Below are 12,318 nucleotides of genomic sequence, written 5' to 3'. Positions count from 1 at the left end.
GGGACCCAACGAGCTACGCCCGCCAACCATCAAGCCAAGGCTTGACCTTCTTCGCAATACACAGGGACCCAGGGGCGGCAGGCGCAGCGCTCCTTGACCCCCTGGGTCCCGGATAGCCTCTTCGAGGCTTCCGGGATGACACGGGATTTGCGGCTCTCGGCGTCAGTCGCTGAGCCAGTCCCGGCGGAAGGTCTGGCCGTCCCAGATGAAGACGCTTTCGCTGGCCTCGGCCGTACCCACGAGCAGGTCGCCGCGGGTGACCTGGACCGATTTGCGAGGGCATGGCTCGGTCTTGGCGCCCTCGCCCTTGCCGCAAGAGGTCGCCACCACGCCGCCGTTCTTGGCGGGAACCATGTAGTCGGGAGCATAGCGGCCGAGGTCCATCCGGACAGGCGCCTTTGGAGCCGCCCCGCGCGCGATCTCCAGGACATAGGCGCCGTTGTCCCCACGCGTGAGCCGCGCGGTGTCGGTCTTGCCGTCGTGATCGAAGTCGCCGCTGATCGGTCCCGGAAGAATGGCTGAGACCAGCAGGACCAATAACGGGGACATCAGACACCTCGCGCGTACATCGCAAGGTCAGTCTGACTCAATCCTTGGTGACGGTCATCATGTAGTTGATGTCGGTGTCGGACGAGCGGCTCCAGCGGCCGGTCAGCGGGTTGTAGCTGACCCCGAACGGCCCCTGCATGGCGACGGGCTCGCCGGCCAGGAAGGCGCGAAGCTCTTCGGGCTTCAGGAACTGCTTCCAGTCGTGGGTGCCGGGCGGGACCCAGCGCAGCACGTATTCCGCGCCGATCTTGGCCAGGGCCAGGGCCTTCAGCGTGCGGTTCAGGGTGGCCACGAACATGATCCCGCCAGGCTTGAGCAGCTTGGCGCAGGTGCGCAGGAACTCGCCCGGATCGGCGACGTGCTCGATGACCTCCATGGTCAGGACGACGTCGAACGGCCCCGCGCCCTCGGCCAGCAGCTGCTCGGCGGTGGCGGGGCGGTAGCCGATCTCGAGGCCCTGCTCGGCGGCATGGGTGGCGGCGGTCTTGATGTTCTTTTCCGAGGCGTCGATCGCCGTCACCGAGAAGCCCAGCCGCGCCATCGGCTCGCTCAGCAGCCCGCCGCCGCAGCCGATGTCGAGCAGGGTGAGGCCGTCGAACGGCGCGCACGCGTCCCCGTCGCGGCCGAACCGCGCCAGGGCCTGCTCGCGGATGAAGGCCAGGCGGCAAGGGTTGAACACGTGCAGCGGCGCGAACTTGCCGTTGGGATCCCACCATTCGGCGGCGATCGCTGAGAAGCGGGCCACGTCGGCCGGGTCGATGCTCCAGGAGGGGGCGGCGGGGGCGGCTTGCGTCATGTGGCCTGTCTAGCACGGACGCCGACGCTCGCCACGCTCCCGCAAAAAAGACAGCCGCACGACATTGCCGTTGCGCCAGCGCCCCGCTAGAAGGCGCTTCGCTTGCGCGTGGGGGAGCGATCCGGCCGCGCGGGCGCAAGAAATAACCAAGTGTCGAGGTACCAAGGACGTGTCACGTCTGGTGATGAAGTTCGGCGGCACGTCGGTGGCCGACCTGGAGCGCATCCGCCGTGTGGCGCGCCTGGTCGCCGCCGAGGTCGCCACGGGTAAGCAAGTCGCGGTGGTCGTCTCGGCCATGTCGGGCAAGACCAACGAACTGGTCGCCTGGACCGACGGCGCCGGCCGCGCCGCGCAAGGCCTGCCAGAGTCGGACGACGAGTACGACGCCGTCGTCGCCTCGGGCGAGCAGGTGACCGCCGGCCTGCTGGCCATGACCCTGCGCAACATGGGCCACAAGGCCCGCTCGTTCCTGGGCTGGCAGGTGCCGATCATCACCGACGAGGCCCACGGCCGCGCGAGGATCGAGGAGATCCCGCCGGAGAACCTCGAGGAATGTTTCGCCAGCGGCGAGATCGCCGTGATCGCCGGCTTCCAGGGCGTGACGCCCAAGCGCCGCATCACGACGCTGGGCCGCGGCGGCTCGGACACCTCGGCCGTGGCCATCGCCGCCGCCGTGAAGGGCGCCTGCGACATCTACACCGACGTGGACGGGGTCTACACGACCGATCCGCGCATCGAGAGCAAGGCCAAGCGCCTGGCCAAGATCTCCTACGAGGAGATGCTCGAAATGGCCTCGCTGGGGGCCAAGGTTCTGCAGACCCGCTCGGTCGAGATGGCCATGGCCCATCGCGTCCCGGTGCGGGTGCTGTCCAGTTTCGTCGAACCGGGCGAAGCCCCGGGCCAAGGTACGATCGTCTGCGACGAGGAAGAAATCATGGAAAAGCGCATCGTCTCGGGCGTCGCCTACAGCCGCGACGAAGCCAAGATCACCCTGCTGGGCCTGCCCGACCATCCGGGCGTGTCCTCGCAGATCTTCGGCCGTCTCGCCGACGCCAACGTCAATGTCGACATGATCGTCCAGTCGCGCGCCCGCACCAACGCCACCGCGAACATGGAATTCACGGTCGGCAAGCGTGACGCCGCCCGCGCGGTCGAGATCGTCCAGGCCGCCAAGACCGAGATCGGCTTCGAGGACGTGGCCGTCAACGAAGACGTCGCCAAGGTCTCGGTGATCGGGGTCGGCATGCGCAGTCACGCCGGCGTGGCCCAGTCGATGTTCGCGGCCCTGGCCGAGAAGAACATCAACATCCAGGTCATCTCGACCTCGGAGATCAAGATCTCGGTCCTGATCGACGCGGCCTACACCGAACTGGCCGTCCGGGCGCTGCACGCGGTGTACGGGCTGGACCAGCTGTAAGGCTGAGCGGCCCCCTCCGTCGCCGTTCGGCGACACCTCCCCCATGACGGGGGAGGCGCAATCTCCTTCCTTCCTCCCCTTCATGGGGGAGGGGGACCGGCGAAGCTGGTGGAGGGGGCTTCGCGATCCCCTTCTACAAAACGTCGCGTTCGGACGTTATGAGGGCGCGATCCTCACGGAGCCCTCATGTCCGACATCTTCAAGTTCGATCCCGAGGCCAAGACCGTCACCTTTTCGGGCGACGAGGGGCTGAAGGTGCTGTTCGACCTCTTGCTGCGGGCCAAGTTCGGCGACGGCTACGAAAAGCCCCTGCTGGTCAGCCCGTGGCTGGCGGCGCTGCTCAAGCGCCTGGACCGGGTGGTCAACGACGCCGAGCTGCGCTTTCCCGAAAAGATCGGCCAGCCGATCTTCGATACCGACGATCTGCTGGCGATGGGCGACGCGGTGATCGAGGAAGGCCACACCGTCGGCTGGTGGGCGATGAACGAGGCCGAGCGCCGCGAGTACCTGCGCGGCACCATCGCCGCCCCGCATCCGCTGACCGACCTCGAGGTCGAGTTCATCGAAAGCGACATCGACGCGGCGCTGGAGCAGGCAAGGCGCCTGGTCGCGGACGCCAGCCAGCCGCTGGCCCTGCCCGGACACGGCTGATCCCCCTATAGTGGCGGCATGGCCCACGCCCTGACCGCGCCCGCCGAGCTGTCGTTCCGCCGCTATGGCGAGGACGCGCCGCCGCACGCCCACGCCTTCGACCAGATCGTGCTGCCGCGCCGGGGCGTGCTGGAGATGGAGATCGACGGCCGGGGCGGGCGGGTCGATCCGGGCCGCGCGGCGGTCGTGCCGCCCGGGACGCGCCACGCCTTCGCCGCCAGCGGCGAGAACCTGTTCGTCGTGGCCGACATCGGCGGCGCGCTGATGAAGCCGTTCGAGCGGCTGCGCGAGCGACCTTTCGCGCCGGTCAGCGGCGCGGTGCGCGGGCTGCTCGAGTTCCTGGCCGGCGAGGCGCCGGGGGCGATCGACACCGGCGTCGCCAGCCTCTGGACGCCGCTGCTGCTGCGCGGTCTGTCGGCCGCGCCGCTCGCCGTCGATCCGCGGCTGGCGCGGGCCATGGCGCTGATCGAGACCCGCTTCGACCAGCCGCTGACCGTCCGTGAGCTGGCCGCCGAAGCCGGCATGAGCCAGAGCCGTTTCTTCGCCCGCTTCGCCGAGGCCTATGGCACGACGCCGCACGCCGCCCTGGTCGATGTTCGGCTGCGGTCGGCCCAGCGGCTGCTATCTGACACCCGCCTGTCGATCGCCGAGATCGCCGTCCGCACGGGACACGGCGATCAGAGCGGCCTGACCAAACGCATGAAGGCGGCGCTGGGCGTGACGCCGGCGGCTTGGCGGAGGGAGCGGTAGGAGCCTTGACCAAGCGTCCGGGAGCTTTCGCCAAGCCGGAGCGCTCGGCCGCTGCTAACCAGGCCCCATGACCCCCTCCCGCAACCTCCTGCTCGGCCTGCTGTGCGGCGTGATCGCCGGGGCGTTCTGGGGCGGGGTGTTCCTGGCGCCGAGGCTCCTCTCGGCGTTCACGCCGCTGCAGGCGACGGCGGGGCGGTATCTGGCCTATGGGCTGGCCGCGGCGGTGCTGCTGGCGCCCAGCTGGAAGGCTGTCATGGCCCGGATGGACGGCCGCGACTGGCGCGACCTCTTCCTGCTGAGCCTGCTGGGCAACCTGGTCTACTATGTCGGTCTGGCCGTCGCCGTGCAGAGCGCGGGCGTGGCCCTGGCCTCGCTGGTCATCGGCCTCCTGCCCGTCACCATCACCCTCGTGGGCGCGCGCCCGGGAGAGGGGACGCCGCTGCGGCGGCTGATCGCGCCGTCGGCCCTGATCGTCGCGGGCGGGGTCTGCATCAACCTGGACGCCTTCGCCGCCGCCGGACGCGCGGGGATGGGGCGGACTCTGGTCGGCCTCGCGGGCGCGCTGCTGGCGCTCGCCGTCTGGACCGCCTACGCCGTCTGGAACGCCCGTCGCCTGGCCGCCACGCCCAAGTTCAACAGCCACGAGTGGTCGCTGCTGACCGGCGTCGCCACGGGCCTGCTCTCGCTGGTCATCGTGGTCCCGGCCTTCGCGCTGGGCGGTGCGCCGCACGCGGCCAGCGCCTGGGGCCTGTTCTGGGGCGTCAGCTTCGCCGTCGCCATCGGCGCCTCGGTGATCGGCAACGGCCTGTGGAACGCGGCGAGCCGCCTCCTGCCGCTGTCGCTGTCGGGCCAGTTGATCGTGTTCGAGACAGTGTTCGCGCTGCTGTACGGCTTTCTGCACGAGGGGCGTTGGCCGCGCCCGCTGGAGAGCCTTGCGATCGTGCTGATGCTGGCCGGGGTGCTGTGGTCGGCGCGGCGGCATGCCCCCGGCGGACAAGCGTTGCATCAAGCCTAAATTCTCGTGTCATCCCGGAAGCCTCGCAGAGGCTATCCGGGACCCAGGGGTTGCAAGAGCGCTGTGCGCACCGCCCCTGGGTCCGGCTCTTCGCTACGCTTCGGCCGGGATGACACGGGTTTTGGTGGCCGTTCTTCCCAACCTAAACCCCACCTGAACGGCCGGTCCCGATCGGGTTCAGGGACAGGGGCCTACAACACCTATCAACAGAGATAGGAGACCCGCCATGAAGACCATCGGCAAGTTCACCAAGACCGCGATCGCCGTCACCGTCGCCGGCGCCCTGGTCGCCCCCGCCACCGCCGCCTTCGCCGGCGAGAAGACCGAGCGCGCCATCCTGGGCGCGGTGATCGGCGGCGTCGCCGGCGCGGCCCTGGGCGACGGCAAGGGGGACGCCGTGGCGATCGGCGCGGTCGCCGGCGCGGCCCTGGGCGCGACGACGGCCAAGGACAAGTACGACCGTCGCTACAGCAACGGCTACCGCTACAGCCCGCGCTACGACAACAACCGCTACTACAACGCCGGCTATCGCGGCGACCGCTACGCCTATGACCGCTACGACCGTCGCAACGACCGCTACGACTATCGTTACGACAACCGCTACGCCTACGGCTATCGCCGCTAACCGCTGAGCCTTCCTCGTCGGAGTCTCGATCCCTCCTCCCGCGAGCAAACTGCGCCGTCCCGGACCGGGGCGGCGCTTTTTCGTGCCGCCGCACCTAAACGTCGTTCCGTTGCGCGGGGCGGGTATCGCGGCGACGAAATCTGCTATAGCCCCCTCTGGAGGACGGAGCGGTCCGGACGCGGCGGCAAGCCGAGTCGCCGTTCCAGGGTTAGGGAGCGCGCTAAAGGCTCATGGCGGCATCTGGCATCGCCGTTCGAGGACCGCGAAGCCTGCTTCGGCAGATTCGCGAGGCCATGGCCGGGGGCGGCCCCGCCCAGGCCAAGCTCGACATGGTGGTGCGCACCATCGCCATCTCGATGGTGGCGGAAGTCTGCTCGATCTATCTGCGCCGCGCGTCCGGGGATCTCGAACTCTTCGCCACCGAGGGCCTGTCGCGCGACGCCGTCCACGTCACGCGCCTGAAGCCGGGCGAGGGCCTGGTCGGCGAGACCATGCGCCTGGGCCGGCCGCTGAACCTGTCCGACGCCGCCAGCCACCCGTCGTTCTCGTACCGCCCGGAAACCGGCGAAGATCCCTACCACGCCTTCCTGGCCGTGCCGCTGCTGCGCGGCGGCCGCGCGATCGGCGTGCTGGTCGTCCAGAACCGCACCGAGCGGGTCTATGACGACGAGGAGGTCGAGGACCTGCAGATCATCGCCATGGTGCTGGCCGAGATGGTCAGCTCCAGCGAACTCCTCGGCGCCGACGAGCTGAAGGACGTCGAGCTGGCGCCCCACCGGCCCGAGCGGCTGAAGGGGACGCGGTTCGCCGAAGGCCTGGCCTACGGCGTGGCGGTGCTGCACGAACAGCCGGTCGCGCCTGAGCAGCTGTTGTCCGACGACGCCCTGGCCGAGGAAGCGCGGCTCAAATACGCGATCGAGGCGCTGCAGACCCAGATCGACGAGATGCTGGAGGGCCAGCACGGCCTGGTCGGCGCCAGCTACGAGGTGCTCGAGACCTATCGCCTGTTCGCCCACGATCGCGGCTGGAACCGCAGCCTGGAAGAAGCCGTGCGCTCGGGCCTGACCGCCGAGGCCGCTGTCGAGCGCGTCCGCTCCGAGCACCGCGCGCGCCTGGGACAGGCCCGAGATCCCTATCTGCGCGAGCGGCTGCACGACCTGGAAGACCTGAACGACCGGCTGCTGCGCCACCTGTCGGGCGACGTCCACCACGTTCGGGTCCTGCCCGACGACGCCATCCTGATCGCCCGGAACCTGGGTCCCGCCGACCTGCTGGAATACGACCGCACCAAGCTGAAGGGCATCCTGCTGGAGGAAGGCAGCGCCGCCAGCCACGCCGGCATCGTGGCCCGGGCGCTCGATATCCCGTGCGTCGGGCGCCTCGCCGGCCTGCGTGACAGGGTCAGCGAGGGCGACCCCGTCGTCGTCGACGCCGAGACGCAGGAAGCCTGGCTGCGCCCGCGCCCCGACGTGGTCAAGGCGCTGAAGGTGCGGATGGAGGTCCGCGCCCAGCGCAAGGCCGAGTTCGCCCGCCTGCGCGACACCCCGCCGATCACCAAGGACGGCTCCAAGGTCACCCTGCTGATGAACGCGGGCCTGGCCGTCGACCTCGATATCCTCGGCGAGACCGGGGCCGAGGGCATCGGCCTGTTCCGCACCGAGTTCCAGTTCATGGTCGCCGAGGAGCTGCCGCGCCTGGAGGCCCAGACGGCGCTTTACGAGAAGGTGCTGGACGCGGCGAACGGCATGCCGGTGACCTTCCGCACGCTCGACCTCGGCGGCGACAAGCTCTTGCCGTACATGGAGCTGGAGCGCGAGGACAATCCGGCGCTCGGCTGGCGCGCGGTGCGCATGGGCCTGGACCGTCCGGCCCTGCTGCGGATGCAGATCCGCGCCCTGATCAAGGCGGCCAACGGCCGGCCGCTGCGGGTGATGTTCCCGCTGGTGGCCAATGTCGACGAGTTCCGCGCCGCGCGCAGCTTCGTCGACCAGGAGATCGCCTGGGCCCTGAAGCGCGGCCGTCCCTCGCCGTCGCGCCTGGACGTCGGGGCGATGATCGAGGCCCCGTCGCTGCTGTGGCATTTGGACGCGCTGCTGCCGATGACCGACTTCGTGTCGGTCGGCACCAACGACCTGATGCAGTACATGTTCGCCGCCGATCGGGGCAATCCGAAGGTGTCGGACCGCTATGATCCGCTGTCGCCGGCGGCCCTGCGGGCGCTGAAGACGATCCAGCAGGCCTGCGCCGATACGGGCACCCAGGTGTCGGTCTGCGGCGAGATGGCGGGGCGTCCGCTGGAGGCTTTCGCCCTTGTGGCGCTGGGTTTTGACCGTCTTTCGATGCCGCCGGCCGGCATCGGCCCGGTCAAGCAGATGGTCCTGTCGCTGGACCGCGAGGCGGCCCGCCGCAATGTCGAGGCCCTGCTGAAGGGCTCGGGCGGATCCCTGCGCGGCGAGATCGAGACCCTGGCGCGCAAGCTCTACGTGGCTGTGTAGAACGGCGTTATCCCGTTAGGGAAAGCGGCGCCGGTAAGTACATTGAATCCTGATACTTAGTTTGCTACCCACAAACACTCCTTAACGATTTCGTGCATGATGGAGTCGGCGGAAGCGTCCAGGCTTCGCCGTCGATCTGCATCACACGAATTCAGTTTCAGGCGGTTTTCGGGGGCGCTTGGTCAGTATGCCGCGAGACATGGGCGACGTGGAGCGTTTGCATCTCGACGAGGTCGAGATCGACCCGGCGACGTTCGCCGTCGCTGAGCCCGAGCCGGCCCCGCCGCCGCCGCCGGAACCCGCCGACATCGGCGCGGCCCTGAAGGCCGCCCGCGAGGCGCGAGGCCTTGGCCTGCGGGACGTCGCCGAGGCCACCCGGATCCGCCAGAGCTATATCGAGGCGCTCGAGGCCCTGCGGCTGGAAGAGCTGCCGTCGCGCCCGTTCACGATCGGCTATGTCCGCGCCTATGCGGCGATTCTCGGCATGGACGCCGACGCCGCCGTCGCCCGCTTCAAGGCCGACGCCCCCGATGACGGCGGCGAGCTGCGCGCCCCGGTCGGCGTGCGCCGCGAGCGCGACCCTCGCCTGGGCCTGATCCTGGCCGGCGGCGTGCTGGTGGTCGGCGCGATCTTCCTGTGGAACGTCGCCCAGCGGGCCATCGCCAAGGACGCCCCGCCGCCGCAGATCGCTCCGCCGGCCGCCTCGACTCAGGTCCAGGCCCACGCCAACAACAGCCAGGTCGCCCTCGGCGCGCCGCTGCCGGCGCCGGTCGAGTCGACCACGCCCGAGCCCTACAAGACCCCCGGCCTCGACGACGCCGCCGCCAATGGCGGCTCGGTCGACGCGGCCAAGGCCGCCGCCAAGGCCCGCGAGGAAGCCGCCGCCCGGGCCGGCGTCGTCGATCCCGCGCACCAGGTCCAGGTCGGCGCGCCGTTCAAGCCGCGCGGCGTGATGCTGGGCGCGGCGCAGGGCGAGGGCTCCGGCGTCGTCCTTCAGGCGCGCAAGGCCGGGACCCTGGTCGTGCGCGGCTTCGACGGCCAGGTCTATTTCGCCCGCGCCCTGGCGGCCGGCGACGCCTATCGCGCCCCCCGCACGCCGGGCCTGGTGGCGGACGTCTCCGACCCGATGGCGTTCGAGGTCTATTACGCCGGGGCCCTGGTCAGCCACCTGCCGTCGGCGTCCAGCGCGCTGAGCAAGCTGATCCCCGCGCCGAAGGTCGCTCCTGCGGCTCCGGCGGTGGCGCAGGCGGCGCCGGCGGTGCCGGTGGCTAAGCCTCAATAAGTCCCTTCTCCCCTTGCGGGAGAAGGTGGCCGCGAAGCGGACGGATGAGGGGTTGAACACCCCATCCGACGTCGCCGTTCGACCCCTCATCCGTCGCCTGCCGGCGACACCTTCTCCCGCAAGGGGAGAAGGAGGCGTTCAGGGCCTTCTATCCGCCCCCAACACCCTCTAAATTACCGCCATGTCCGCTGACCACACGTCCGTCCGTCCCTGGCGCCAGATCACGCGTCGTCCATCGCGCAAGATCCGCGTGGGCTCCATCGAGGTGGGCGGCGACGCGCCGATCTCGGTGCAGTCGATGACCAACACCCTGACCAGCGACGCCAAGGCGACGCTGGAGCAGATCCGCCAGCTGGAGGAGGCCGGCGCCGACATCGTCCGCGTCAGCTGCCCGGACGTCGAGAGCACCCAGGCGTTCAAGACCATCGCCCGCGAGGCCAAGGTCCCGCTCGTGGCCGACATCCACTTCCACTACAAGCGCGGCATCGAGGCCGCCGAGGCCGGCGCGGCCTGCCTGCGGATCAATCCAGGCAATATCGGTAGCCCCGACCGCGTGCGCGACGTCATTCAAGCCGCCCGCGACCACGGCTGCTCGATGCGGATCGGCGTCAACGCCGGCTCGCTGGAGCGCGAACTGCTCGAGAAGTACGGCGAGCCGTGCCCCGAGGCGATGGTCGAGAGCGCGCTCAACCACGCCCGCATCCTGCAGGACCACGACTTCCACGAGTTCAAGATCTCGGTGAAGGCGTCCGACCCGTTCCTGACCGTCGCGGCCTACTACCAGCTGGCCGAGGCCATCGACTGCCCGCTGCACCTGGGCGTGACCGAGGCCGGCGCCACGCGCACCGGCACGGTGAAGTCCTCGATCGGCATCGGCTCGATGCTGTGGGCCGGCATCGGCGACACCATCCGCGTGTCGCTGGCCGCCGACCCCGTCGAAGAGGTCAAGGTCGGGTTCGATATCCTCAAGTCGCTGGGCCTGCGCCACCGCGGCGTCAACATCATCGCCTGCCCGTCGTGCGCGCGGCAGGGCTTCAACGTCATCAAGACCGTCGAGACCCTGGAAGAGCGCCTGGCCCACATCGCCACGCCGATGTCGCTGTCGATCATCGGCTGCGTGGTCAACGGCCCGGGCGAGGCCCTGATGACCGACATCGGCTTCACCGGCGGCGGCGCTGGAGCGGGCATGGTCTACATGGCCGGCAAGCCCGACCATAAGCAGTCGAACGACGGCATGATCGACCACATCGTCGAGCTGGTCGAAAAGAAAGCCGCCGAGATCCAGGCCGCCAAGGCGGCCGGCGCCACCCTCGCGGCGGAATAAGGCGGCGGAATAAGAACGGGCGTCACGCGCTCGCGGCTTCTGGGAGAGCCCTCATGACCACCCTGATCCTCAGCGTCGTCGGCAGCGACCGGCCCGGCCTCACCCAGGCCCTGGCCAGCGCCGTGCTGTCGGCCGGCGGCAACTGGTTGGAGAGCCATCTCAGCCAACTGGGCGGTCTCTATGTCGGCTCGGTGCTGGTCGAACTGGAAGCCGGCCAGGAAGAGGCCCTGCGCGCCGCCGTTTCGGCGGTGGACGCCCACGGTCTGGAGGTGCGGATCGCCCCGACCGTGGCGGCGCCCGTCGCCACCGGCGAGCTGCTCCAGCTCGGCGTCGTCGGCCAGGACCGCCCGGGCATCGTCCACCAGGTCACTGGCGTGCTCAGCGACCTGGGCGCCAACATCGAGAGCTTCGGCTCGCGCCTCAGCATCGAACCACACCAGGGCGCGCCCCTGTTCCACCTCGACGCCCGCCTTCGCCTGCCGCCGGGCGTGAGCGCCGGCGCGGTTCAGGACGCCTTGGAGGCGATCTCCGGCGAGATCATGGTCGACATCGCGCTGAGCCCGGCGGGGTAGGGGGCGGCAGGTCCGGAAACGGAGCCGAGGTCAAGGCGAGCCTTCAACCCTCGTCGGACCCTGCGCAAAACCCCTCTCTCTTTGAGAGAGGGCGGGGCCCGTCCCGACGGAAGTCGGGATGGGAGGGTGAGAGGCTTCACCGCCCGGCGGAAAACCAGGATTCCTTTCGTTGAGCGCGCTCCCGGACCGGCTCAAGCTCCAGCCGTGGACCGGATCGCCACCGCCCGTCGCCTTCGCAGAGATCAGACCCTGGCCGAGAAGACGCTGTGGAGCCTTGTCCGCAATCGCCGCCTCGGCGGGTTTCGCTTCCTGCGCCAGCACCCGATCGACCGATACTTCGCCGACTTCGTCTGCGAGTCCGCGAGGGTGATCGTGGAACTGGACGGCCCCGCCCATGAGGGGCGCGAGGGTTATGATGGCCGCCGCACGCAGACCCTGGCGCTCATCGGCTATCTCGTCCAGCGCTTTAGGAACGAGCGGGTGCTGGCGGACCCCGGCGGAACGGCGGACGAGATCCTTTCGGTATTGCGTTTGGGCAGGCAGTAGCCTCTCACCCTCCCATCCCGACCGTCGTCGGGACGGGCCCCTCCCTCTCTCCAGTGAGGCCAGACATTTAGATCCGCAGTGACCGGGATGGGCCGGGACCAAACGGGATGATGTGGGACAACGCCTTGTGCTGCGGGGCTTTTGACGGGGGGAGCCCGGAAAAAATCGGCGCCATGGCTTGTCTCGTGAAAACGGCCCACGGGGCCGTCTAGGGCGGAATTAGACAGTCAGTTTCGCAGTTCCCGATATACGTTCCAAGAGCCTTCGAAGGGGCTGCTAGGGGGCTTCGCTGAAAC

12 protein-coding genes are annotated in these 12,318 nt (G+C 69.5%); 10 read left to right on the top strand and 2 right to left on the bottom strand.

The window, feature by feature from the left end; translation table 11 throughout:
* Positions 1-162: 162 nt before the first annotated feature.
* Together DI526_RS21445 and ubiG are read right to left on the bottom strand one after the other, a co-directional pair.
* Entirely contained in the window at positions 163-549 is a 387-nt protein-coding gene (locus tag DI526_RS21445) for a hypothetical protein (protein ID WP_304282415.1), read from the bottom strand.
* A 37-nt stretch (positions 550-586) separates the two neighbouring features.
* On the bottom strand, positions 587-1,345 hold the full coding sequence (ubiG, locus tag DI526_RS21440) for a bifunctional 2-polyprenyl-6-hydroxyphenol methylase/3-demethylubiquinol 3-O-methyltransferase UbiG (protein WP_304282412.1): 759 nt from the start codon (positions 1,343-1,345) through the stop codon (positions 587-589).
* A 169-nt stretch (positions 1,346-1,514) separates the two neighbouring features.
* Between ubiG and DI526_RS21435 the strand changes: the two genes are divergently transcribed.
* From DI526_RS21435 to DI526_RS21390, 10 genes are all read left to right on the top strand, one after another.
* A complete protein-coding gene (locus tag DI526_RS21435; protein ID WP_304282410.1) occupies positions 1,515-2,762 on the top strand; it encodes an aspartate kinase in 1,248 nt (415 codons plus the stop codon).
* 186 nt (positions 2,763-2,948) lie between these two features.
* Entirely contained in the window at positions 2,949-3,413 is a 465-nt protein-coding gene (locus DI526_RS21430; RefSeq protein ID WP_304282408.1) for a hypothetical protein, read from the top strand.
* 18 nt (positions 3,414-3,431) lie between these two features.
* Positions 3,432-4,163, top strand: a complete 732-nt coding sequence (locus DI526_RS21425; RefSeq protein ID WP_304282404.1) for an AraC family transcriptional regulator — start codon at positions 3,432-3,434, stop codon at positions 4,161-4,163.
* A gap of 67 nt (positions 4,164-4,230) precedes the next feature.
* Complete coding sequence (locus DI526_RS21420; RefSeq protein ID WP_304282402.1) at positions 4,231-5,178, top strand: DMT family transporter; 948 nt, start codon at positions 4,231-4,233, stop codon at positions 5,176-5,178.
* 226 nt (positions 5,179-5,404) lie between these two features.
* The gene (locus DI526_RS21415) at positions 5,405-5,803 is read left to right on the top strand and encodes a hypothetical protein (protein ID WP_304282399.1); all 399 of its coding nucleotides are present in this window, start codon (positions 5,405-5,407) and stop codon (positions 5,801-5,803) included.
* Positions 5,804-6,033: 230 nt separating this feature from the next.
* Complete coding sequence (ptsP, locus tag DI526_RS21410) at positions 6,034-8,298, top strand: phosphoenolpyruvate--protein phosphotransferase (RefSeq protein WP_304282396.1); 2,265 nt, start codon at positions 6,034-6,036, stop codon at positions 8,296-8,298.
* Positions 8,299-8,485: 187 nt separating this feature from the next.
* Positions 8,486-9,580, top strand: a complete 1,095-nt coding sequence (locus DI526_RS21405; RefSeq protein ID WP_304282394.1) for a RodZ family helix-turn-helix domain-containing protein — start codon at positions 8,486-8,488, stop codon at positions 9,578-9,580.
* Positions 9,581-9,761: 181 nt separating this feature from the next.
* The gene (gene ispG / locus DI526_RS21400; RefSeq protein WP_304282390.1) at positions 9,762-10,904 is read left to right on the top strand and encodes a flavodoxin-dependent (E)-4-hydroxy-3-methylbut-2-enyl-diphosphate synthase; all 1,143 of its coding nucleotides are present in this window, start codon (positions 9,762-9,764) and stop codon (positions 10,902-10,904) included.
* Between the two features lie 53 nt (positions 10,905-10,957).
* A complete protein-coding gene (locus tag DI526_RS21395) occupies positions 10,958-11,476 on the top strand; it encodes a glycine cleavage system protein R (RefSeq protein ID WP_304282387.1) in 519 nt (172 codons plus the stop codon).
* Between the two features lie 204 nt (positions 11,477-11,680).
* A complete protein-coding gene (locus DI526_RS21390) occupies positions 11,681-12,022 on the top strand; it encodes a DUF559 domain-containing protein (protein ID WP_304282384.1) in 342 nt (113 codons plus the stop codon).
* The last annotated feature ends 296 nt before the right edge of the window (positions 12,023-12,318 follow it).

The organism is Caulobacter segnis (genome assembly GCF_003243465.1).
Classification (GTDB): domain Bacteria; phylum Pseudomonadota; class Alphaproteobacteria; order Caulobacterales; family Caulobacteraceae; genus Caulobacter; species Caulobacter segnis_A.
The sequence above is the reverse complement of the archived record's forward strand: the minus strand, read 5'-3'. Positions and strand labels throughout refer to the sequence as shown.

What these genes read in the sequence shown, in the direction of transcription:
- DI526_RS21445 (WP_304282415.1), bottom strand. Translation starts at nt 549, where the DNA reads ATGTCCCCGTTATTGGTCCTGCTGGTCTCAGCCATTCTTCCGGGACCG.
- ubiG (WP_304282412.1), bottom strand. Translation starts at nt 1,345, where the DNA reads ATGACGCAAGCCGCCCCCGCCGCCCCCTCCTGGAGCATCGACCCGGCC.
- DI526_RS21430 (WP_304282408.1), top strand. Translation starts at nt 2,949, where the DNA reads ATGTCCGACATCTTCAAGTTCGATCCCGAGGCCAAGACCGTCACCTTT.
- DI526_RS21425 (WP_304282404.1), top strand. Translation starts at nt 3,432, where the DNA reads ATGGCCCACGCCCTGACCGCGCCCGCCGAGCTGTCGTTCCGCCGCTAT.
- DI526_RS21420 (WP_304282402.1), top strand. Translation starts at nt 4,231, where the DNA reads ATGACCCCCTCCCGCAACCTCCTGCTCGGCCTGCTGTGCGGCGTGATC.
- DI526_RS21415 (WP_304282399.1), top strand. Translation starts at nt 5,405, where the DNA reads ATGAAGACCATCGGCAAGTTCACCAAGACCGCGATCGCCGTCACCGTC.
- ptsP (WP_304282396.1), top strand. Translation starts at nt 6,034, where the DNA reads ATGGCGGCATCTGGCATCGCCGTTCGAGGACCGCGAAGCCTGCTTCGG.
- DI526_RS21405 (WP_304282394.1), top strand. Translation starts at nt 8,486, where the DNA reads ATGCCGCGAGACATGGGCGACGTGGAGCGTTTGCATCTCGACGAGGTC.
- ispG (WP_304282390.1), top strand. Translation starts at nt 9,762, where the DNA reads ATGTCCGCTGACCACACGTCCGTCCGTCCCTGGCGCCAGATCACGCGT.
- DI526_RS21395 (WP_304282387.1), top strand. Translation starts at nt 10,958, where the DNA reads ATGACCACCCTGATCCTCAGCGTCGTCGGCAGCGACCGGCCCGGCCTC.